General features: G+C 41.2%; 20 protein-coding genes. 18 read left to right on the forward strand and 2 right to left on the reverse strand.

Annotated elements, in window-relative coordinates:
* Positions 1–44 precede the first annotated feature (44 nt).
* The 12 genes from KDU71_RS18535 to KDU71_RS18590 all read left to right on the forward strand — a co-directional run bounded on the left by KDU71_RS18535 (position 45) and on the right by KDU71_RS18590 (position 12568).
* Positions 45–887, forward strand: a complete 843-nt coding sequence (locus KDU71_RS18535; protein WP_212192598.1) for a caspase family protein — start codon at positions 45–47, stop codon at positions 885–887.
* Between the two features lie 227 nt (positions 888–1114).
* Entirely contained in the window at positions 1115–1687 is a 573-nt protein-coding gene (locus tag KDU71_RS18540; protein WP_212192599.1) for a TetR/AcrR family transcriptional regulator, read from the forward strand.
* A gap of 103 nt (positions 1688–1790) precedes the next feature.
* Positions 1791–3212: a TolC family protein gene (locus KDU71_RS18545; RefSeq protein WP_212192600.1), complete on the forward strand. Its 1422-nt coding sequence runs from the start codon at positions 1791–1793 to the stop codon at positions 3210–3212.
* 39 nt (positions 3213–3251) lie between these two features.
* Positions 3252–4223, forward strand: a complete 972-nt coding sequence (locus KDU71_RS18550) for an HlyD family secretion protein (protein WP_212192601.1) — start codon at positions 3252–3254, stop codon at positions 4221–4223.
* Positions 4216–5367 carry an ABC transporter permease gene (locus tag KDU71_RS18555; RefSeq protein ID WP_212192602.1) on the forward strand — a complete coding sequence of 384 codons (1152 nt, stop codon included), beginning with the start codon at positions 4216–4218 and terminating at the stop codon, positions 5365–5367. Before KDU71_RS18550 ends, KDU71_RS18555 begins: the two co-directional genes overlap by 8 nt.
* 137 nt (positions 5368–5504) lie before the next feature.
* On the forward strand, positions 5505–6068 hold the full coding sequence (locus KDU71_RS18560) for a hypothetical protein (protein ID WP_212192603.1): 564 nt from the start codon (positions 5505–5507) through the stop codon (positions 6066–6068).
* Positions 6069–6186: 118 nt separating this feature from the next.
* A complete protein-coding gene (locus KDU71_RS18565; protein WP_212192604.1) occupies positions 6187–6726 on the forward strand; it encodes a DUF2846 domain-containing protein in 540 nt (179 codons plus the stop codon).
* Between the two features lie 197 nt (positions 6727–6923).
* Complete coding sequence (gene fabG / locus KDU71_RS18570; protein ID WP_212192605.1) at positions 6924–7670, forward strand: 3-oxoacyl-[acyl-carrier-protein] reductase; 747 nt, start codon at positions 6924–6926, stop codon at positions 7668–7670.
* A gap of 112 nt (positions 7671–7782) precedes the next feature.
* Positions 7783–8946, forward strand: a complete 1164-nt coding sequence (locus KDU71_RS18575; protein ID WP_212192606.1) for an iron-containing alcohol dehydrogenase — start codon at positions 7783–7785, stop codon at positions 8944–8946.
* Positions 8947–8955: 9 nt separating this feature from the next.
* Positions 8956–9996, forward strand: a complete 1041-nt coding sequence (locus tag KDU71_RS18580) for a DUF6340 family protein (protein ID WP_212192607.1) — start codon at positions 8956–8958, stop codon at positions 9994–9996.
* Positions 9997–10025: 29 nt separating this feature from the next.
* A complete protein-coding gene (gene dacB, locus KDU71_RS18585) occupies positions 10026–11396 on the forward strand; it encodes a D-alanyl-D-alanine carboxypeptidase/D-alanyl-D-alanine endopeptidase (protein WP_212192608.1) in 1371 nt (456 codons plus the stop codon).
* 29 nt (positions 11397–11425) lie between these two features.
* Positions 11426–12568 (forward strand): DUF819 family protein, encoded by a 1143-nt coding sequence (locus KDU71_RS18590; RefSeq protein WP_212192609.1) that lies wholly within the window; start codon positions 11426–11428, stop codon positions 12566–12568.
* Positions 12569–12570: 2 nt separating this feature from the next.
* Here KDU71_RS18590 and omp85 read toward each other — a convergent pair whose 3' ends face one another.
* Both omp85 and KDU71_RS18600 read right to left on the reverse strand, forming a co-directional pair.
* On the reverse strand, positions 12571–13908 hold the full coding sequence (gene omp85 / locus KDU71_RS18595) for an Omp85 family outer membrane protein (RefSeq protein WP_212192610.1): 1338 nt from the start codon (positions 13906–13908) through the stop codon (positions 12571–12573).
* 141 nt (positions 13909–14049) lie between these two features.
* Positions 14050–14961 (reverse strand): YitT family protein, encoded by a 912-nt coding sequence (locus KDU71_RS18600; RefSeq protein WP_212192611.1) that lies wholly within the window; start codon positions 14959–14961, stop codon positions 14050–14052.
* Positions 14962–15149: 188 nt separating this feature from the next.
* On the opposite strand from KDU71_RS18600, the gene KDU71_RS18605 reads away from it, so the two are divergent.
* From KDU71_RS18605 to KDU71_RS18630, 6 genes are all read left to right on the forward strand, one after another.
* Entirely contained in the window at positions 15150–15920 is a 771-nt protein-coding gene (locus KDU71_RS18605; RefSeq protein WP_212192612.1) for an amidohydrolase, read from the forward strand.
* 97 nt (positions 15921–16017) lie between these two features.
* Positions 16018–16260: a hypothetical protein gene (locus tag KDU71_RS18610; protein WP_212192613.1), complete on the forward strand. Its 243-nt coding sequence runs from the start codon at positions 16018–16020 to the stop codon at positions 16258–16260.
* A 111-nt stretch (positions 16261–16371) separates the two neighbouring features.
* The gene (locus KDU71_RS18615; RefSeq protein WP_212192614.1) at positions 16372–17001 is read left to right on the forward strand and encodes an energy transducer TonB; all 630 of its coding nucleotides are present in this window, start codon (positions 16372–16374) and stop codon (positions 16999–17001) included.
* A gap of 647 nt (positions 17002–17648) precedes the next feature.
* Complete coding sequence (pta, locus tag KDU71_RS18620; protein ID WP_212192615.1) at positions 17649–18653, forward strand: phosphate acetyltransferase; 1005 nt, start codon at positions 17649–17651, stop codon at positions 18651–18653.
* A gap of 84 nt (positions 18654–18737) precedes the next feature.
* Positions 18738–19721 (forward strand): 3-hydroxyacyl-CoA dehydrogenase family protein, encoded by a 984-nt coding sequence (locus tag KDU71_RS18625; protein ID WP_212192616.1) that lies wholly within the window; start codon positions 18738–18740, stop codon positions 19719–19721.
* Between the two features lie 59 nt (positions 19722–19780).
* Positions 19781–20998, forward strand: coding sequence for an acetate kinase (locus tag KDU71_RS18630; RefSeq protein WP_212192617.1), 1218 nt, complete (start codon positions 19781–19783; stop codon positions 20996–20998).
* Positions 20999–21024 lie beyond the last annotated feature (26 nt).

Raw genomic sequence — 21024 nt, forward strand, 5'->3', positions numbered from 1 at the left:
AGTCTGTTTTATTTCTCCATTTATTAACTAAATTTTTAAAAGCTATGAAAACAAACGCTTTTATTAGAATGGCCTTGTTGGGTGCATTGACTGTATTTGTTATGCAAAGTTGTTCGAACGACGATGATCCGATTCAACAAGAACCGGAAACTAACTTTACTGTCAGACCCGATTTTGCGACCTTAGACACTCGCCCCGATGAGGTGATTGCTGACTTTAAAATTACAGATCAGCACACTAAACCAGTGCCTTTAAACTCCCTGAAATCTACAGGTAAGTATGCTTTGGTGATTGGTATTTCCGACTATGATGGTACTGCTAACGACTTAAATTATTGCGACGATGATGCCATCGACTGGAAGAATCGCCTTGAAACAGAAGGCTACACGGTTATTACTTTATTGGATCAGAATGCTACCTATTCGGCTATTCAAAACGCTGTTTACAACTTAGCCAGCCTCTCTTCAGCCGGTAATGAAATAGCCTTTTGTTACTCGGGTCACGGTAGCCGTGGTAACATCATTTCATCTGATTTATACTACATCAACTACAGCTGGTTCGAGACGACTTTTGCCAATGCTGCCAGTACAAAAATGATGTTCTGTTTTGATGCTTGCCAGATTGGTCAGATGACTGCCCTTGATGCTCCAGGTCGAGTAGTGGCAGTTGCTTCCAACCGCCGATTATATTCGTATGATGGCGATGCTTCTATGCAAAATGGCGTGTTTACTTATTATATGATGGAGGGATTCGATCAGGTAGGCTATATTTATCTGGAGCCTGATTGTCGGTATGCCATCGATAATATGGAGCTATGGGCTTCGTATTACAAAATAAGGGTAGCACCTTCATATATAGACTCCTATGCAGGCGATTTTGATTTGTAAAGGTTTATAGTAAACATGACGATGAAAGAGGTGCGGCATTGGCTGCACCTTTTTTTATTAATAGTTGAGTCTTTATCCCAGAGCTATTTTAGTAGGGTGAACTTTGCCTAACTGCGTATGTTTAAGAATTTTTAATAAATGAACGTTCGTTCATTAAGAAAGAATATTTACATTTGCCAAATAAATGAACGTTCATTCATTAATGAATAGATAAATAATAGTACACCATGCAGGTCAGAGGAAAAGTAAAAGACAAAAAAGGTGCGATTTTGAATGCAGCACTCACGCTGGTAACCAAATATGGTTTACACGGCATCAGCATGAAGATGATTGCCGAAGAAGCTGATATTGCTGCCGGAACCATTTATGTACATTTTAAGAATAAGGAAGAGATGCTGGCATCGCTGTTTAGTAATATCACCAGTGAAATTAATCTGCTGGTGGAGGAACTGTACCGCCCCAATGAGCTGTTTAAGGATAACTTTATTCGCATATGGAGCGAGGTGTTAAAGGTGTATATCAACGATCAGCGCGTGCCCGATTTCATTAACCAGTATGCCTATTCGGCCAGCGACAACAGTGACGAAAAAGAGCGTCTGTTAACACCCGTGTACGACCTGATTGAGAAGGCCCGTAAAGATGGCATCGTTAAACATTTTCCTTTAACCGGACTAATAGCTCTGATACATGGTCCTTTAGTTTCACTTGTACGAATGGGCCGGGATACCGATTTGCTTACCAAAGATATTGATGTAACCATGTATGCCGAGGCATGCTGGAATGCTATAAGTGCTCACTAATGTTATTTAAATCTATTGAATATATAGGATTGAAATTATTGAGTAATCAAGTTATAATGCAGGTAATGTTGATGAGCAGATAATAATACAAAACTGAAGATTGATGAGAACAAAAATTATTGCGTTGGTGCTAATGCTTTTTGCCGTAAAGGTAAATGGACAGACGCTGCAATCAGATACAGGTAAAACGGATTTTCTGGTGCTGGCTGAAGCAGCACTTGAGCATAATAAAAGCTTGCAAAACCAGCAGCTTGAACTAGAGAAGATGGGGTTGACACAAAAGCAGATTTACCATACGTACATACCCACGCTGGAAGCAAGCGGCTCTTATGCCTATTCCAAAGGTCAATTGAATATCGATACTGATCCGATTCCGTTTACCTTACCGGGGATGACACTGCCAATACCTGGCATGGGACCCGTTGAACTGCCCCCTATGAACCTGGCTATACCGGGCATCGATCAGGGTTTGGATTTTAATGGTAATTTATGGATGGGAGGGCTGACAGCCAAGTGGACTTTGTTCACCGGCCTTAAAGCACCCTATCTGGGCAAAGCGATGAAGCATAAGATTCAGGCTACTGAGCACCTGCTCAATCAAAGCGAAGCCGATATAATTGAAGAGTTGGCAGTTTACTACGATAAAGTAGCCCTTTTGGCACAGGCAGAAAAGCTATTGAAGGAGAGTGAAAAGCGCCTTAATCGTGAAGCTGAAGTGGCACAGCGGGCGCTTAGCGAAGGCTTAATCACGCAGCATGATTATCAAAAGATTGAGATTGCGCGTCTCGACCTGGCATCACGTCAAATTGAGCTACGTGGCAACCGTCAGTTGCTGCAGTTAAAGCTACAACAGTTAACCGGCTTGTCGGTGGATGAGGTGGCCAATATTAACGTGGATTTAATACCGATGAAAACCATGGCCACTCAGGGTAGCTACATGGATCGGCCGGAGCTGAAAGCCCTTGACGAGGCTATAATGGCATCAGAGTACAAACTAAAGAGCGAGTCAAGCGGCTATCTGCCCAAGGTGCAGGCTTTTGCAACGCATCAGTATGCCGGATTTAAAAATGGCGAGCTGGGGCCTGTGGGCTTTAACGAAATAAGTGCCTATCCGCTGAATGCTGTTGGCGTGGGATTTAAGTGGGAACTGTTTGATGGTTTCCACACACACGATGAGCGGAAAAAAGCGAAGATTCAGATACAACAAACCCAGAACAAGCGAGCTGATGCGGCCGAAATGTTGATGTTAAACTATAACAATGCCATTAATAACTATCAGGTGACAACCGCCCAGGAGGCTTTGCGGGCCAAGCAGCAGGAGGTGTCCAAGCGTAGCCTGCAGATTTCTTACAAAGAGTATCAGAACGGCTTAATTAAGGTGAGTGAGTTTCTGGAGGCACAAACCGATTACGAAAAGTCGGTGTTGGATTACTATCAAACAGTGTATGAGCAACGACAAAGTGCTGTTAAGCTGTTGAACGCAACCGGTGAACTTAACCTGGAAACCATTAGAAACTTAAAATAACAAAACTGCTGAACGTAGCTAATGAAAAAATATTATAACATGAAAACTTTACACTTTTGGCAATTCGCCATGATAGCATTACTGGCAGTGGCCTGTCAGAATAAACCCATTGAAGGCATACAGGGAAAAGTAAAACGCGATGCACTGATGGTGGTATCGAAGTATCCTGGTCGTATAATAGAAATGTACGCTATTGAAGGTCAGCAGGTGAATAAGGGTGATACAATAATGCTTTTGGATATGCCTGAAGTGGAAGCAAAGCTAAACCAGGCAAATGGGGCAGTGAGTGCAGCTAAGGCACAATATCAAATGGCTTTGCACGGGGCTACCAACGAGCAGTTGGAACATGTAATGGCTAAGCTGGACGCTGTAACAGAGCAGTATAACTACGCACAAAAATCCTATGAGCGTATTAATAACATGTTTAAAGACAGTATGGTGTCGGTGCAGCAGCACGATGAGGTGTATATGAAATACCAATCGGCCAAAGCACAATACAATGGCGTGAAAGCCAAATACGAAGAGGTGAAGAAAGGCGTGCGCGACGAGAAAGTACAAATGGCGCTGGGTACCTACGAACGGGCCAAAGGTGCTTTGGAAGAGGCACAGGTGGCTTATGCCGAACGCTTTATTGTAGCACCTCAGAACATGACCATTGAAACCATTGCCCTGCACGAGGGCGAGCTGGTGCTGCCCGGCTACGGCATTGCTACAGGCTACCGCTTGAGCGAAGCTTTTTTTCGTTTTACAGTATCCGAAAGCAGGGTGGGTGAATTCTCAATCGGTGATCAGGTCAAGATAATTTCGCCATTTACCAGGCAGGAATACCAGGCACGTATTGTGTCCATTAAGCAACTGACACGCTATGCCGACGTCACCTCAGCATTTCCGGAATACGAATTAAGTGAATCGGTTTATGAGCTAAAGGCTTCTCCAATGCAGGGTGAAGATGTGACTGAGTTGCTGACTAATATATCTGTCATACTGAAAAACCAAAGCGGTAATGAATAATTTTATTGACTTAATCAAGCGGGAGTTCCGGCTCTTTGCCAGTAACTCAGTGGTACTCGCCATTTTTATTGGTGCACCCTTGCTCTATGGATTGTTGCTGGGAGCTGTGTACAGTAAAGGAAAGGTCGATAATTTGCCCATCCTTGTCGTTGATATGGACGATTCACCTATGAGCCATCGTGCTATTGAGATGTTGAATGATGCAGAGGTGTTGACAGTAACAGTGCACTATGATCAGCAGGAGGTGCGTAAAGGCATCATTACAGATGGGTATGAAGCGGTTGTTACCATTCCCTATCGGTTTGAAGCAGATATTATTCAAAAGCGCCACCCTGAAATTCAGGTGGAGGTGAATACGGCCAATATACTGCCGGCCAATTATGCAGCCAAAGCCATACAGGTGGCACTTGGCACGCTTAATGCAGGGATTGAAATACAGAGCCTAACCAAAACAGGCATGCCACTGACAACGGCCAAGGAAAGCTATGAAGCTTTTAGCGTTAATTATGCCCGGTTTTTTAATAAGTCGGCTAATTATATGACCTTTTTGTGGCCGGGTGTACTTGGCGTTATCCTTCAGCAGGTGTTTATGCTGGCTATGGCCCTTAGCTTTGCCCGCGAGCAGGAAGAAAATACTTTTCTCACAGAATTTTATCCTCGGGTACGCAATCCCTGGTATGCGATGCTTATCAAGTCATTGCCTTTTTGGCTGATGGGCCTTGGTGTGCTGGCTGCTTTGTGGGCTATGTTTCCCTTGTTCAAAGTTCCGATGCAGGTGCATGGTTTGGGGATGATTGCTTTACTGGCAGGCTTGATTTTCTCCGTCACGATGATGGGTATTTCAGTTAGTTTGGCTATCCCCAGTCAGTTAAAAGCAACCGAAGTGCTGATGGTTATCGCTACACCAAGTTTTATTTTAAGTGGATTTACCTGGCCCTTATCACAAATGCCCGATTGGGTGGTGGGGCTGGCTAACACCATTCCGCTCACGCATTTCCTCGAAGGCTTGAGGAAGCTGATGTTTTATGGGGCTACGCTTAATGATATTTGGCCACAATTGTCAGGATTACTATATATATCAGTGTTTTTCATGGTGCTTAACTATATCCTGTTTAAGACTATTCCCAGATTGCGCATGAGATAGAATCTGATAAATATATTAAAGAACAAGCTGATGAGGAGTATTCCTGGTCAGCTTTTTTTTATTTTTACTTACAGATTGCCGGTATTGAATAAATATCTATTTTTGAGAATCACACATCAATATTTAACCAAACCATCATGATGAAAAACTTCTTGTTAATTGCTATGTTTCTACTTGCAATTTCGCAAAGCAACCTAATTGCCCAGTCGCAAACAGACAGTACAGAATTTCATAAAATTGCAGATAAAATCTCTCTGGGTATTGGCCTGGGGCAGGATTATGGCGGAATAGGAGCCAATCTATTAGTCTATCCAAGTGAAAATATTGGTTTGTTTGGTGGTGCAGGTTATGCTTTAGCCGGTGTGGGCTATAATGTCGGACTGAAGTATCGGTTTTTTTCAAGGAATAACCCAAGAACTAATTTTTATGTGATAGGGATGTATGGCTATAATGCGGCTGTTAAGGTCGAAAATGGAGAGCGTTTTGATAAATTGTTTTATGGCCCGTCTGTCGGTTTTGGTATTGACACAGGTAAGCGCTCGTACAAAAAAGGTTATTGGACAATTGCGATTTTAGTTCCTTTTCGTAATTCAAAAGTGGATGATTACCTCGATGAATTGGAAGACGATTATGGTGTTAAATTCGATCAAAAGTTTTGGCCGATTGCCTTTTCAATTGGTTACCGCTTTGCTTTAGATTAATTGGTTTTGACCAAATATTAAATTATACATGATAAAATAAATTGTCTGGAAAGCTATCTTTCTAATTATCCTAAATGTATTGTAAGTATGCTTTATCAGAGCAAAAAAAACAGGAAGAATGAAAAATGTTAAACTTCTGATCGTCGTATTAATCAGCTTTATTTCTGTCGTTTGTTCGGCTCAGGAACAAATTTCAGCTACATCAACGTTATATATCGTTCGAACTTCAAGCCTTGGTGCTGCAATGAATTTCAAATTCTTCATGGATGACCAATATCTTGGCAAATTCAATTACGGAAAGTATTTTAAATTGGAAGTGCCAGCAGGCGAACATGTTATATGGGCAAAGGCAGAAAATCGCTCCTATGTAAAAGCAACATTAGAGGCTGGGCAAACCTATGTTATTAATGCAGAACCAAAAATGGGGGCCATGAAAGCCAGTGTAGCACTAAAAGCCATTAATGAGCCGACAGAAAAAGAGATGGAACGAATCATTAAGTACATCAATAAGAAGAAACTACTGATTTACGACAAGGATAAAAGGGAAGCAGAGCAAAAGGATTATGCAGGTTTGATTGAAAAAGGTATGCAACACTATAATGAAAAGGTATCGGGAGCACCGGATTTAGAGATTTTACATAAAGCAACTACTCTCTAAATATTAGGGCATAATCACATAGGGATTAGTATTTCAAAAAAAAATAGCGAAAAGCTAAGAATTGTTCTATTTTTGTCGGGTTAAGTTTGAAACAGATAGCTTAAGTGGAGGCTTAGCTATAAATTTAACGCATTAATTTATTGTAATGATGGACAGGTCATTGAAAATAGTCCATCTGAACTATTAAATAGAACAATATGAAGTTACTAGAAGGAAAAACAGCTATTGTAACCGGTGCTGCTCGCGGTATTGGTAAAGCAATCGCTATCCGTTTTGCACAAGAAGGTTGTAATGTAGCATTTACTGACCTGGTTATTAACGAAGCTGCTCAGGAAACTGAAAAGGAGCTTGAAGCACTGGGAGTAAAAGCTAAAGGTTATGCTTCTGATGCAAGTAATTTTGAAGATACACAAAAGGTAGTTGCTGAAATCGTTAAAGATTTCGGGCAAGTTGATGTTTTAATCAATAACGCCGGTATTACTAAAGATACCCTGTTGATGCGCATGACTGAGGAGCAGTGGGATGCAGTAATCAACGTTAACCTGAAGTCGGTATTTAACTTCACTAAAGCAGTTCAGCCAACCATGTTGCGTCAGCGTTCAGGTTCTATCGTTAACATGAGCTCGGTAGTTGGTGTAAGCGGTAACGCTGGTCAGGCTAACTACTCTGCATCTAAAGCTGGTATGATTGGTTTCACTAAATCAATTGCTAAAGAGTTGGGTTCACGTGGTATCCGTAGTAACGCTATTGCTCCTGGATTCATCATCACTGAAATGACTGGTAAATTACCTGAAGATGTGAAGAAAGACTGGGAAGCTAAGATTCCGTTGAAGCGTGGTGGTACACCTGAAGATGTGGCTAATATCTGTGTGTTCTTAGGCTCTGACCTGTCAGCTTATGTAAGTGGACAAACCATCCATGTGTGTGGTGGTATGAATATGTAAGAATTTAACTGATATATTCGAGAAAGGGTGGTTTTTTAGCCACCCTTTTTTATTTTTATAGGCTTGAAGTGCGATGGCATTATTTTTGTTAATAAACGTTAAACTCTAAATCATGAGAAATTTTACATACGAAGCATCTACCAAAATTTTATTTGGAAAAAACCGCATAGTTGAGATTGGGAATGAAATTCTGCCATATGGCAATAGTGTTTTATTGGCCTATGGAGGTGGCTCTGTAAAAAAATCAGGACTCTATGATAAGATTGTGGAGGTGCTCAATAATAGTGGTATACGTCTTGTTGAGCTGGCGGGTATTCAACCCAATCCAAGGGTTGAAAGTGTGCGGGAAGGTATTCGTTTATGCAGGGAGCATGATGTGAAATTTATTCTAGGTGTTGGTGGAGGTAGTGTTATCGACTGTATCAAAGCCATTGCCATGGGTGTTGCTTATGAAGGTGATGTGTGGGATTTTTATATTCGTAAAGCCAAAATGGAGAGTGTTTTACCCATAGGCGCAGTATTGACATTAGCAGCTACAGGAAGTGAGATGAATGGCGGAACCGTCATTTCAAATGATGCTACAAAGGAAAAAAGAGCCACCGGACATGATAGTCTGCGTCCAAAGTTCTCTGTACTCGATCCTACTATTACCTTCACAGTAAATAATTGGCAAACAGCTGCCGGCGTGGTGGATGTGATGAGCCACATCTTTGAACAGTATTTTACGCAGGATAAAGGGACATTTGTGCAAGATGCCATGGCTGAAGGCATCTTAAAAACATGCATTCACTATGGTCCAATCCTTCTTAAGGATCCTGAGAACTATGAAGCCCGAGCCAATATTATGTGGGCTTCGAGCCTGGCCCTTAACGGGCTGACGGCTACTGGTAAGCTGTCTGGCGATTGGGCTACTCATATGATTGAGCATGAGGTAAGTGCTATTTATGATTTGACCCATGGAGCGGGTCTGGCAATACTCTTTCCGGTATGGATGGACTATATTCTGGATGAGAAGACAGCGCCTAAGTTAGCTCAGTATAGCCGGAATGTTTGGGGCGTAAAAGAAGATGATGATGTGGAGGCAGCCCGACAGGGGATTACTAAAACACGCGAGTTTTTCAATGCGATGAATATGCCAGCCAGCCTGGAAGATGTCAAAATTACCAACGAGAACATTGAGGCGATGGCCGAAGGAGCTTGTAAATTTGGCCCGGTTGGTATGTATAAACGATTAGGTAAAGAAGATGTTGCCGCAATTTTAACCAAAGCCCTGTAAGTAAAGTTTATGATTAGTCGTATTTCCATTAGTATTCTGGTTGTATTATCCCTTTTTTCCTGTAAAAGTTACGAGGTGATGTACTTCGATGTGCTTCGCCCGGCACAATATTCTGTGTCGCCAACCATTGCATCAGTCGTTATTGTTGATAATGCATATCCTTTTAATCCTGATAATGCTCATGTTGCCAGTGTTATGGGCGAAATGGTTAGATTGGACACAGTGCGGGTGGATACCTTCACCACTGTCATTATAGCAGAACTGAAGAAAGAGTTGGAAAGACGACGTTTTTTTGATACCGTATTTGTTGATACAATTAAATATAACCCCGGTTATTCGGGTAAGCCATATCGGCAATTGACACCTGCGCAAATTGTTGAGATCTGTAATCAATACAACGCAGATGCGGTATTATCCCTTGCCGGGGCCGAATATGGCACAGCTATTACGGTTGAGGATATGGAGGCTGAATACTATGCCACCATGGATGTAAGCGGTCAGGTGTATTGGCGTTTATTTGATGGTTATTCAGCCGAAGGTTTACATGCCAAATTGCAAAGAGATACGTTGTATTGGGATGGTGTTGGTGTCGATGTAAATAGCTCAGTGGGATCATTCCCTTCTTTAAAGGAGGCAACCATCGAAGTGGCTGCTTACCTAGGCAATGAGTTTGCCGATGAGGTGGTTCCTTATTGGGAGCAGATTAGCCGCAAGGTATACACGGCTGGGAATGTCCACTTTGTTAATGCAGCTGAATGGCTCGCTAAAGATAATCGTTTTGAGGCCGAAAAATTATGGGGCTTTGTTTATGAGCATGGCAATTCAAGAGAGAAAGGACGTGCAGCTAATAACATTGCAGTATCACTCGAAACGCGCGGTGAGCTTAAGCTGGCCATGGAATGGGCTTATAAAAGTTACGAGGCATTTCAGGCGAAGGGTGTAACAGGTAATGTGGAGGAACGGCAAACTTCTAAGGAGCTATACCTGGATATGGTGAGGCGCTATCGCGACGTCAAGAAACTGGATGAGCAAATTGGAGGAGTAGAATGAAGGTAGCTTTGATTTTTTTAGCAATGTTGATGGCTTGTAGAATGACGCCTCATGTTGCTGAACAAGAAAATGTGGACAAGCCTTATTCGGTGGATATCACCCGCCATGGTGCCGTCTCAATGATGGCAATGGATCTGACATCCGGAGAAGTGCTCATGTCTCATCGTGCAGATGAGCGTATGACGCCTGCTTCACTAACAAAGATATTGACCACTGGAGCCGCACTGGATTTACTTGGACCCGACTATAGGTACAACACCCGTTTTTATTTACAGGCTAAGTCGGGTGTCAACAACTTATATATTCAGGGAGGTGCTGACCCGACTTTAGGCTCCGACAGATTTGATGAGTCAAAAGCTGAGGTCATCTTTGCCAATGTGCTTCGCTCTTTGCAACAAAGGCACATTACTTCAATTAATGCAATACTTGTCGATAACAGCTGTTTGCCTGGTATAAGTCATTCTTCTAAGCGTTTGTGGGAAGATATGGGTAATTATTATGGTGCAGTGCCTAATGGATTAAGCTATAAAGAGAATACTTTTTACCTGACATTGCAATCACCATCAGGAAGCGGAAAGTCTGTTAGCATAGTTGAAACAGAGCCAGAACTGGCTATTGAGCTGCAATGTTTTGTGAAAAGCGCCTCAAATAATAAAGATAGTGCGTATATCTATGGACATCCTGATATGGGCAAATGGTATGTAAGTGGGACCATTCCCAAGGCTCGTGATGCTTTTGTGATAAAAGGCGCTTTGCCTCATCCTGAAATGACTTTGGGTCGTGAGTTAAAAACTTTCTTAAATGACAATGGTATTGAGGTGAAATCGGTGGAGAAACCTGATAAAGGCAACTTGCCAAATGGTGACTTGCTGTTTAGTCATGCATCTCCTGAGTTGAGGCAAATGATAGGTGTTATTAATAAAAAGAGCCATAACCTGTTTGCAGACCACCTGCTCTTTTCGATAAGTAAAGGACAAGCAAATTGGGATAATGGGATACGAGAGGTCATTGGTTTCTGGAAGGAACAGGTACCTGAATTTTCTGCAACACTCTTTGATGGAAGTGGTTTGTCGCCCTTTAATGCCTTTAGTGCTGCAGATATGGTGAATGTGCTTAAATGGATGCACGCTCATGAGCATAGCGAGGTGTTCAAGCATTCATTGTCAGTGGCAGGAGTGGATGGTACGCTTAAGAGTATTCTTAAAGAGCCTGGCTATAAAGGGGCGCTGATAGGTAAAAGCGGCTCGATGAATGGGGTATTGGGCTATTGTGGTTATATCACTACCCAAAGTGGCAAAGAGTTGGCTTTTTGTATTATGGCCAATCGGTTTACGGAGCCTTTTAGTCAAATGCGAGCGAATATGGAAGTGCTTATGAAGGAATTGATTGAGCGAAATTAGTGTCCTTAGAATTATTGAAATTTCAGTTGATGGTACAGTTTATTGTTGTGTTGGTCTATTTGTGTCTGCCAGCACTGATTCTTTTTTTGTGTAATAAATACCAGTTTCTTAACTGCATTGGTTCTGTGGTGCTGGCTTATGCCTTTGGCCTGCTACTTGGGCTAAGCGGGCTGCTTGGTGAGCAATATGATGTGGCAAAGGAAGTGCTTATGTCGGCTACTGTACCTCTGGCAATTCCATTACTGCTGTTTTCTTCCAATGTGCGTGAATGGAAAAAATTGGCCATTCAGCCTTTTTACTCTTTGGTATTTGCGATGTTAGCTGTGTTTATAGCCGTTATTAGTGGCTATCTGATTTTTCATGGGCAGTCTATTGAAGACTTCAATAAGGTAGGTGGTTTGTTGGTTGGCATTTATAGTGGAGGTACGCCCAACCTGGCATCACTCAAAATGATTTTGAATGTCGATGAGGAAATATACCTGGCAGTGCATTCGTATGATATGGCCATTGGTGCTATTTACCTGTTTGTGCTGATGGGATTTGGTCAGCGATTATTTTCATATGTTCTTCCGCAAAGTAAATCAGATCGCAATGATAGTATGCAGGAAGAGGGCGAAGAGAACCTGGGTGTGGTTTTATGTGCTAAACAAGATAGGATCAGGCTTTTGAAGATTCTTGGCCTCGTGGTGTTGATGGTGGCTGCTTCCGGTGGTGTGATGCTATTATTACCTGTCAGTGCGCAAATGGTCGTGTTTATTTTTCTGATAACGGCCATGGGTATTAGCGGTTCTTCAATAAAAACAATCAATCAGACTAAAGGAACTTTTAGCCTGGGGATGTACCTGATTCTAATCTTCAGTGTGGTGGTTGCCTCAAAGGTGCAGCTGGGTAATCTGACTGATATCAATCCGGTCATCTTTGCCTACATCACATTTGTGGTGTTTATCAGTCTGTTGTTGCATGTATTATTGGCCAGCGTGCGCAAAATAGATGCAGATACAGTTATTATTACATCAGCAGCATTAATCTGCAGTCCGCCCTTTGTGCCTGTTGTTGCGGGTTCATTGCGCAACCGATCGGTTATTGTACCCGGACTGACGATTGGGCTGATTGGTTATGCCTTGGGTAATTACCTGGGCTATTTAATGGCCATATTGCTAGGCTATTTTTAATGTCAGAATAGATAGTTAAGCGTGATGTAAAGCCCTGATGTGCCATCTTGTTTGTTGGTTGCTATACCATAGTCGGCCGAGAGAACGAAGTTTTCATTTAATGCTGCTTTAAGACCTAAACCATAACTAAAATGTGGGCGGTCCTGTTCGTCATTGAAATAGAAATCGTATTCGTTCTGCGGAACCATTGACTTATCATATTTATAGGCTTGAGTGATGAGGCCCATATCAACAAAATAGTTGGTGCCGAGGTAAAAATCTTGTCTGAAGAGTTTGGTTCGCCACATTTTCCATCTTAACTCAATATTCGTTAGCAGGCTGCCATTGCCAACCAATCGGTTACGGTTGATGCCTCTCAATGTTTTGGCACCACCCAGTCCTTGCGATGTGGCTGAAGTTAACACACTGCTGGCCATATGTGGCAGAAGGTAAAATGGGATAGTACCATTTAGTTTATGCTGAAAGCCTATTCGGTATGCAGCTATGAGGTTGCGCTTTGGTGTTAGGTTGAAATATTGTCGGTGAAATAAATTAATACGTGTGTAGCTGCCCGAATGGTTAGAAAGAAACGCAGGCATATGGGCAATGAATAGCTCTGTCCAGGTACCTTTAGTTGGGTTGGCAATAATGTCACGGGTGTCATATGATAAGCCTGCCTTAAGATAGGCATGTCGTCCGCCTTCAGCTTCTTCAGTATTAATAATGCCCCAATCCACATATTTGTCATACAATCCGTCAATAGGAGGTAAAAGTTCATCGTCGTCTTTATTCTTATTGAGCCGATCGATATCTACAGAACCAATTGTAAAGTCAAAGAATACCAGTCCGGCCATCCAGCTCCATGCTGGCTTATCAGCTTGTATACTGCCTTTAAAATTTGTCATGATGCGAAACATGCTCCGGTGGTGACGATAAAATACCCTGGATTTATAGTCAATTGAATGGTCATCTTCCCATGAATTATTATATACCGCTTCGCGCCCGTTGAATCCATAAAAGTCCATGGCCAAATCTCTGAACCAGGTCACATCAGCAGTAGTCCGAATATTTCGTATCAAAGACGGGGAATCGTAATATAGGCGAGCCAGTGTGGAGCCGGCCGTATACTTTGAAAACTCAAGGTATAGCGAATGGTTGTAATCAGGATAAGCTGAGCCATCACCATACCAGTAAAGGTTGGTTAGTCCGCCGTATTGGAAGCCTAAATCGGCATCAAACGAAACAGCAGGTAGTAGTCCAAAGGTGAAGCCTTCCTTTATATAGCTTGAATCGGTTTGTGCCAAACCAAATGTAGTAGTGAGACTAAAAAGAAAGAGTGATAATGTAAAGTTCTTCAGCATAGATTTTCAATGGAGGTAGGTTGCTAAGGTAATACCAATGCTTGACAATGGAAAGATAGAAGATGAGGTGAAAACGAAAAAAAAGCCCACCTACACAAATATGTAAGTGGGCTTTCGGATTTTCATAGACTTGGATGGTGCCTAAGCACTTTTTTCTTCTAATGACTTAAAGCCTTCTCCAATAATTTCAGATGTTTCCATTACTGCCATAAAGGCTTTGGGGTCAATGTGTTTTATCATGGCCTGAAGGGCAGATACCTCGCGGCGGGTTACTACGGTGAATATGACCCGCTTATTATCACCGCTAAACATACCTTCTCCCTTAAGGTAGGTGCCTCCCCGTTCAAGTGTGTAGAGTATTTTTTCCTTTATCAGCTCATGCTTTTCAGATACTATTACCAATGCACGCTCATAGTTGAGGCCATCAATGGTGATGTCAATGACTTTGCCGGTAATAAATATGACAATCCACGAGTAAAGTGGGATTTTCCAGTCTTTAAATACAATAAGTCCAACCAATACAATCACTGAGTCAACCACCATCAGAAGCTGGCCAACCGATATTTTTGTGAACTTAGCTAATATCATGGCGACAATATCCGAGCCGCCCGATGTGGCTTTCGCTTTAAAAATCAGTCCGAGTCCAAAGCCTATTACAATTCCCCCAAATACGCAGGAAAGCAGCAGGTCGTCTGCCAGTCCTAAAGGATCATTTTCTCCTATAAAATACGTGAGTCCATCCATAAAGATGGTTGTTAGGATCATGCCAAGTACAGTCTTAAGGCCAAAGCGCGCTCCTAAAATCCTTATGCCCAGAAGTGTTAATGGAACATTTAGAATTAAACCGAATGTGCCAACCGGAATAGCCGGAATAAGGTGGTGAACAACGATGCCAATGCCATATACGCCGCCGGGCACAATGTTATATGGATTAATAAAAAATACAAATCCAGCTGCTAAAATAAAGGCACCAATTGTTATTAATGAATAGTCAAGGACTGTTCGTTTCAAGCTCTCGCCGTATAGCTGAGAGGGAATTTTGATTTGTTTCATTTTTCAATTTGGTTGATTAATATGGTTAGTCTGCTCATTTTTTCGGAGTGCAAAATTAGATACTTATTTCGATATAGAGCTAATAAAATCACAAAACAGTTATAAATGTTGAGAAATAAACAAAAAGGCCATTTGAATAATTGATGATGAAAGCTTATACTTGTGATAGATGTAGTAAATACTAATTGATGAACATAAAAATTGCACTGCTCCAGTTTGATATTGCATGGGAAGATACAGGTAGTAATTTGGAGTATCTTACAACGGCATTAATGAACCTGGAAGAAGATACAGATGTGCTTATTCTTCCGGAGATGTTTCATTGTGGATTTAGTATGGCGCCGGAAAATAATGCTCAAATTGATGGAGGTGAGGTGCTTGAATGGATGAAGGATACGGCAAATGAACTTAGTGTTACTATAATGGGCAGTGTGATAGTGCAAGTTCAAAATAAATACTTCAATCGGTTGTATGTGGTTCATGATGGCATTGTCAATTGGTACGATAAAAGGCATCTTTTTACAATGGGAGAAGAGCACATGCACTATCAACGTGGTTTGGAGCGTTTGACATTAGAAGTTAAGGGCTGGCGCATTTGTCCGCTTATTTGCTACGACCTGCGCTTTCCTGTGTGGAGCCGAAATACTGGTGATTATTATGATGTGTTGGTTTATGTAGCAAATTGGCCAGCTGCAAGACGCGATGTGTGGAATACCCTTTTGAAAGCCAGAGCAATTGAGAACCAATCATATGTGATAGGCGTTAATAGAATAGGGAAAGATAATCAACTTGAATATGCTGGCGATAGCCAGACCATTAATGCACGGGGGCAGGTGGCCCTTGACTGTGGGGATCAGGAAGGTTTATTTTATGTAATTTTGAACAGGCATGAGCTTAATGCTTTTCGTAATAAGTTCCCTGTCCTTGGTGATGCAGATGAATTTCGTTTAATTCCCTGAATTTTATTTTGAAATTTCAAGGTGGTTTTATTTTGAAAGAACAATGAATTAATATTAACTTTAATTATCTCTTAGTATACTATTAAATATAACTGGTATGAAAACATTAAATGTATATGTGCCTGACGAAAAAATTAAGTTTATGCGTGAACTCTTTGATAACTTAGGTTTGGATTGGAGTTTTGGCAGAACTATTGATGCCGAAATTAATGATCTTCCGGAGCGTCCATCACCATACGAACTAGATGAGGAGGCACGTAAAAAGGCAGCAAAAGTGCGTGAAGAAAGTTTGAAAGATGTAATTAGCCGCATCGAAGAGATGCGAAAGGGTAGAACTTAAATAAGCTTCTTCTTTTATTGTTTATGGTATAATTATTGCTACTCAAAAAAAGCAAGATAGCAGCTTGTAATCAGAGTTGTTGCATCAAATTATAACCTTAAATTCAGAAGCATGCGTATTACTATCAAATTTCGTTTGATTGGCACATTGTTGTTAATCGGTTTCTTGGGTGTTGCTCAAGAATATGTTGCGGATCTTAACGTTTATACAACGGTGGACAAAATGCCGCGACTGAAAGGGGCAGGAAATGATATAAGTCGGTTTATTCGTAAGCAGGTTAATTATTCCGATAACCTAAAGATAAAAGGTGTAGAGGGTGATGTCTGGGTAAGTTTTGTGGTAACTGCGAGTGGCGAAGTAACCCAGGTTGAGCTCGAGAAGGGCATCGATAAAGAGTTGGATGCACGTGTAATAGAAGCTATAAAAGCAACCGAAGATTGGAAGCCTGGTGTATTAAATAGGGAAAAGGTAAACACCAAAATGCGACTGCCGGTAAGGTTTCAATTATCCAGTGGGGAAAGGCAATTGGCAGGTAGCATCAAATCATTAGAAGTATTGGGTAAACATCCTTTATTTGTTTTGGATAATAAAATCGTTGACGGATTGGTTGCCATTGAAGATTATAATGTGGAATCTATTCGCATCATTAAAGGAGATAAAGCGATCAAACTATATGGCGATAAGGCGGTTGATGGAGTTGTTGTTATGACTTCAAAGAGAGGTACACCTCCGTTGTATTAGTAGTGTATGCTTGTTACAAGCCATAGCAAACATGATATATAAATCAAAAGGAGTTAATAGACTTATTAACTCCTTTTGATTTAAAAAGAAGGTGATATTTCTGATTAAGCTCTATTATTCAGTGTTTTTTTAATTACGACATAAGCCAATTCATAAATAGAGACGGGATGCCTGATGTCTATTTTACGTTTGATTAACTCTTTCTTTCTTCCAAATAAAAAGAAAAGCAATTATCTTTGTGTTCTCCTTCAAAAGCTGATTAGTTAATAAATCCAACAATTTTTGAAACTATCGCGCTCTGTTTGTAAAGTGCGTAGGTAGTTTTGGCATGTATGGCGTCTTTTATTTTAAAGGCGCAAAGATGTTTTGAGCTGCATTTTGGCTGTTAGCCTGTGTGTTTTGCATGATGAACTTACGATTTGTAAGTTGGCTTGCAATTTTTCACCAATAATGACGCTCTGTTTGTTGATTTAAAGGAAGTAAATATAAAATTAAATGATAATCTGAAACTTCCTAAAATTGGCATAGAAAATAGCCTGCTATTTTCTGTTTTTAAACATCTTAATTAAATGATAAAAGACATGTAAATAATGCGAATTTCACCGTAGATTTGCAGCAAATTGATAATTATAACATTTAAAGACGAAATGGAATTTATTGAGCAACTTAAACAACGAGCAAGCGAAAACAAGAAACGAATTGTTTTACCTGAAGGGTTGGAAGAGCGCACATTGCGTGCAGCTAATACTATTTTAACCGAAGGTTTTGCTGATGTTATCCTTATTGGTAATCCTCAAAAGGTAAATGAAGCAGCTGCTGGTTTTGGTTTGGAAAATATTGATAAAGCTACAGTTGTTGACCCTGAAAACCATGATAAAATGGATGCTTACGCTGAAATGATGGTTGAGATAAGAAAAAGCAAAGGGATGACCAAAGACCAGGCGCTTGAGTTAATCAAAAATCCATTGTTTTTAGCTGTTATGATGATTAAAGCCGGAGATGCTGATGGTGAAGTAGCCGGAGCAGATAATGCAACCGGTGATGTGTTGCGCCCTGCTTTTCAGTATGTGAAAACAGCTCCTGGCATTAGCGTTGTTTCTGGTGCATTTATCATGATTTTAAAAGATAAAGAGTTTGGTGAGGATGGTATGATGGTGTTTGCCGACTGTGCTGTTCATCCAAACCCAACTGCTGAAGAATTGGCGGAAATTGCTGTAGCAACAGGTCGTACAACAAGAGCTATTGCTGGTTTTGAACCTAAAATTGCCATGTTGAGCTTCTCAACCAAAGGCTCCGCTAAGCACGAGATGGTTGATAAAGTAGCTACTGCTACTGAATTGGCAAAGCAGATGGCTCCGGATTTAAAAATAGATGGTGAACTTCAATCAGATGCGGCAATTATTCCTGCTATTGGTCAAAAGAAAGCACCTGGGTCTGAGATAGCTGGTCAAGCCAATGTTTTGGTATTCCCAACTCTGGAAACAGGTAATATTGCTTACAAGCTTGTTCAGCGTATGGCTCACGCCGAAGCTATAGGACCTGTGTTACAGGGTATGGCTGCGCCAATTAACGATTTATCGCGTGGTTGTTCGGTGAGTGATATTGTAAACCTTGTTGCCATTACCGCAAATCAGGCTGCAGGAAACATGTAATAAGAAGGCCGGTTTTAACCGGCTTTTGTTTTTTGAGTGCAAGTACATAATATAAAAACCATTAGGAAATTAAAAAACGGATAGATGGCTGAAATTCTTGTAGAACCTATTGAGCAATATGCATTAGGTCAGAAGAAAAAAGGGAAAACATTGTTTTCAAAAGTTGGCGTTGTAGGATGTGGTAAAGAAGGGCAAAATATTGCTCGCATCGCCAGCTGGCATGGAATGGAAGTTGTTTTTATTGAGTTGAACGAGGAAAAAATTACTTCAGCTCTTGACAACATCGGAAAAGAATTGGATAGCAGAATTGAAAACTGGGGCTTAACAGTTAGTGAAAAACGTGCTATCATGAGCCGTATCAAAGGATCGACAGATTTTAATGATTTGGCAGACTGTGATTTTGTAATTGAGGCAATCAGAGCTGACGAAAAAACAGGTGTTCGCAGTATTGATGCCCGTAAAGAAGTATTCAGAAAAGTAGAGGCAGTAGTAGCCCGCGATGCTATTATTGCTACCAATGCCACTACAATTGTTGTAACAGAGTTGGCATCTGAATTACAATTCCGCGAGAGATGTGCCAGCCTGCACTTCTTTGTGACATCACCTGAAGCACGTATCATTGAAGTTGTAAAAGGTTTATATACTTCAGATGAGGTGTACGAGCGTGTTTGCACGTTTGTAAAGCTAATTAACCGCGATGTAATACCTGTTGAAGAATCAGCTGGTATTGTTAGTGTTCGATTATATGTCACCTTGCTTAATGAGGCTTGTGCTACCTTAATGGAAGGTGTGGCTACCATGCGCGATATTGATAAAACCATGGAAATAGGTTTAGGTATGCGCTTAGGCCCTTTCAAAGCAGCCGATGTGATTGGTTTGGATAAAGTTGTTCGTTGGATGGAGAACTTGCATGAGGAGTTTGGTAATCAGAAATTTGCACCTTCGCCATTGGTTCGTCGTTTGGTACGTGCCAAGCGTTTGGGTAGTCATGTAGGGGTAGGTTTTTATCGTTATGATCAGGAAGGAAACATCCTGGACGACGAAACGATATTAAGTAAGAAAGCCTAATTAAGTAAAAACATTAACGAACAAGATGATGAGTACATCATCAAAAAGAAATTAGCAAAATGAAAATTTTAGTATTGAACTGTGGTAGTTCATCTATTAAATATCAATTGTTCAACATGGCCGAAAGTGATTGGGGTGTGTTGGCAGCAGGTGTAGTTGAGAAAATTGGTCTGAAAGGATCTTTTCTGAAACACCAGAAGGAAGGTAATGAAAAGGTGTTGTTGGAAGGTGAAATCTTAGATCACCAAACCGGTATAGACTATATCCTTGGCGTATTGGTGAGCGAGCGTCATGGGTGTATTAAATCACTTGAAGAGATTGATGCTGTAGGTCATCGTGTGGTTCACGGTGGTGAGGAGTTTAATTCAAGTGTATTCATTACCAATGATGTAGTGCGTAAAATGGAAGAGTGTATCGACCTTGCACCACTGCACAACCCACCAAACCTAAAGGGTATTGAGGCTATTACGCAACTATTGCCAAGTGTACCTCAGTGTGGTGTGTTTGATACGGCTTTCCATCAAACAATGCCTAAGGAGGCTTATATGTATGCTATTCCTCAGTCATTGTATAAGAAGTACGGAATTCGTCGATATGGTTTCCATGGCACCAGTCACCGTTATGTATCAAAGCGTGCATGCGAAATTTTAGGTGTTGATTACAATACTCAAAAGATTATCTCATGTCACCTTGGTAATGGCGCCTCAATTTGTGCCATCAAAAATGGCGAGTCAGTGGATACCTCAATGGGATTCACACCGCTTGAGGGCTTAGTAATGGGAACTCGTGCAGGTGACCTTGACCTTGGGGCAGTTACATACATTATGGATAAAGAGTTAATTGGTACACGCTCTGCAAGTGTGCTGTTTAACAAGCATAGTGGAATGTTAGGCCTAACTGGTATCTCTTCGGATATGCGTGAGATTGAAAGCGCTGCTTCTGAAGGACATGATGGTGCTTTATTAGGACTGAAAATATACGATTACCGTATCAAGAAGTACATTGGCTCTTATGCTGCTGCTATGGGAGGTGTTGATGTGATTATTTTCACCGGCGGAATTGGTGAAAATGGCGACAGTACCCGTGCCGGCATTTGCGAAGGATTGGAGTTTTTAGGTGTTGAAGTAGATCCAGCTAAAAACAAAGGTATGCGTGGTGAAGAGCAGGTGATTAGCCCGGATAATGCCAAGGTAAAAGTGATGGTGGTACCAACCAATGAAGAGTTGGTAATCGCTCAGGATACCAAGGCTATTGTCGAAGAATTGGCTAACCGCTAACAGGTTGACTAAATCTTTAGATCCAA

It is taken from the genome of Carboxylicivirga sediminis (assembly GCF_018156225.1).
GTDB lineage: Bacteria > Bacteroidota > Bacteroidia > Bacteroidales > Marinilabiliaceae > Carboxylicivirga > Carboxylicivirga sediminis.

Coding starts and splice junctions, on each gene's coding strand:
- omp85 (WP_212192610.1), bottom strand. CDS start 13,908: ATGCTGAAGAACTTTACATTATCACTCTTTCTTTTTAGTCTCACTACT.
- KDU71_RS18630 (WP_212192617.1), top strand. CDS start 19,781: ATGAAAATTTTAGTATTGAACTGTGGTAGTTCATCTATTAAATATCAA.
- KDU71_RS18560 (WP_212192603.1), top strand. CDS start 5,505: ATGATGAAAAACTTCTTGTTAATTGCTATGTTTCTACTTGCAATTTCG.
- KDU71_RS18625 (WP_212192616.1), top strand. CDS start 18,738: ATGGCTGAAATTCTTGTAGAACCTATTGAGCAATATGCATTAGGTCAG.
- KDU71_RS18605 (WP_212192612.1), top strand. CDS start 15,150: ATGAACATAAAAATTGCACTGCTCCAGTTTGATATTGCATGGGAAGAT.
- KDU71_RS18565 (WP_212192604.1), top strand. CDS start 6,187: ATGAAAAATGTTAAACTTCTGATCGTCGTATTAATCAGCTTTATTTCT.
- KDU71_RS18555 (WP_212192602.1), top strand. CDS start 4,216: ATGAATAATTTTATTGACTTAATCAAGCGGGAGTTCCGGCTCTTTGCC.
- KDU71_RS18615 (WP_212192614.1), top strand. CDS start 16,372: ATGCGTATTACTATCAAATTTCGTTTGATTGGCACATTGTTGTTAATC.
- pta (WP_212192615.1), top strand. CDS start 17,649: ATGGAATTTATTGAGCAACTTAAACAACGAGCAAGCGAAAACAAGAAA.
- KDU71_RS18535 (WP_212192598.1), top strand. CDS start 45: ATGAAAACAAACGCTTTTATTAGAATGGCCTTGTTGGGTGCATTGACT.
- KDU71_RS18600 (WP_212192611.1), bottom strand. CDS start 14,961: ATGAAACAAATCAAAATTCCCTCTCAGCTATACGGCGAGAGCTTGAAA.
- KDU71_RS18590 (WP_212192609.1), top strand. CDS start 11,426: ATGGTACAGTTTATTGTTGTGTTGGTCTATTTGTGTCTGCCAGCACTG.
- KDU71_RS18550 (WP_212192601.1), top strand. CDS start 3,252: ATGAAAACTTTACACTTTTGGCAATTCGCCATGATAGCATTACTGGCA.
- fabG (WP_212192605.1), top strand. CDS start 6,924: ATGAAGTTACTAGAAGGAAAAACAGCTATTGTAACCGGTGCTGCTCGC.
- KDU71_RS18575 (WP_212192606.1), top strand. CDS start 7,783: ATGAGAAATTTTACATACGAAGCATCTACCAAAATTTTATTTGGAAAA.
- KDU71_RS18545 (WP_212192600.1), top strand. CDS start 1,791: ATGAGAACAAAAATTATTGCGTTGGTGCTAATGCTTTTTGCCGTAAAG.
- KDU71_RS18610 (WP_212192613.1), top strand. CDS start 16,018: ATGAAAACATTAAATGTATATGTGCCTGACGAAAAAATTAAGTTTATG.
- KDU71_RS18580 (WP_212192607.1), top strand. CDS start 8,956: ATGATTAGTCGTATTTCCATTAGTATTCTGGTTGTATTATCCCTTTTT.
- dacB (WP_212192608.1), top strand. CDS start 10,026: ATGGCTTGTAGAATGACGCCTCATGTTGCTGAACAAGAAAATGTGGAC.
- KDU71_RS18540 (WP_212192599.1), top strand. CDS start 1,115: ATGCAGGTCAGAGGAAAAGTAAAAGACAAAAAAGGTGCGATTTTGAAT.